Raw genomic sequence first — 868 nt, forward strand, 5'->3', positions numbered from 1 at the left:
GAGTGACGGCGGCAAACCGATACGGACATTCCGGTCAGCAAAAATAATGCGTTCCTGCCCCACATTGAGTGAGATGGATAATGGAATACGTTCCCATGTCATCAGCTCATCAGCCTGTGTGCCGACGCTGAACAATAACAAACTGACCCATCCCAGCCAGCGGCCAAATGACACTCTGCTCATTGAAATACGCCCTTTTTCTCTGCCAAAGGTTGCGGCATGGCTTCCAGCCGCTGGGGCATCCCGTCGTAACAATCCAGTGCCAGTCCGAAGGGATTACGCTCGGCATCCCCTTCCCAGCGCACCACTTTCAGCGGATAACGTACCCGTGCCCGTTTAACCGGTTCAGCGTGATAATATTCATCGGCCACCAAATCCAGCCGGACTACCCAGTTATCCCGGTCACGCACCGTCACACTGCGCGTCCCAAAGCCCCGACCGGGAATTTCATACACCACGCGCACCCGGTCGAGCAGCTCACCGCTGTCAGCCCGGGTTCTAGCATCTTCACGCAGACAATCCTGACAGGCCGGCGTCAGATCAGGGGAAAGCGCATAAATTTTGGCCGGATAGTCCTGTGCCCCGTTTTTCGGCCAGGCATTCAGTTGCTGGAAAATATAAAAGGCGAAACTGTAGACACCGGGGGCGGGGATTTCCCACCACGGGCGTGTGCTGCCGGTGCGTAAGTCCGGCGTATGATGGATGGTGAGATTGCGCGGTGACGCACTCCAGCCCGTCAGGCTCAGTAGCAGGACCAACACCCGAATGCCGCACGCCACTCGCAGGGTCAGAATATGCTGATCCCGGTTTTTCACCGCATGACGACACCGGCTCATCGCGCTCTCCTGCTTCGGCGCAACGACCAGCC

General features: G+C 57.5%; 2 protein-coding genes. Both read right to left on the bottom strand.

What is annotated here, in order from left to right; translation table 11 throughout:
* Positions 1–183: DUF3438 family protein (locus AAY47_RS19410; protein ID WP_047772005.1), on the bottom strand; the 183-nt coding region annotated here is incomplete at its 3' end.
* Positions 180–836, bottom strand: a complete 657-nt coding sequence (locus AAY47_RS19415; RefSeq protein WP_047772007.1) for a PFL_4703 family integrating conjugative element protein — start codon at positions 834–836, stop codon at positions 180–182. The genes AAY47_RS19410 and AAY47_RS19415, both read right to left, overlap by 4 nt.
* Positions 837–868 lie beyond the last annotated feature (32 nt).

It is taken from the genome of Xenorhabdus griffiniae (assembly GCF_001028135.1).
GTDB classification, from domain to species: Bacteria; Pseudomonadota; Gammaproteobacteria; order Enterobacterales; family Enterobacteriaceae; genus Xenorhabdus; species Xenorhabdus bakwenae.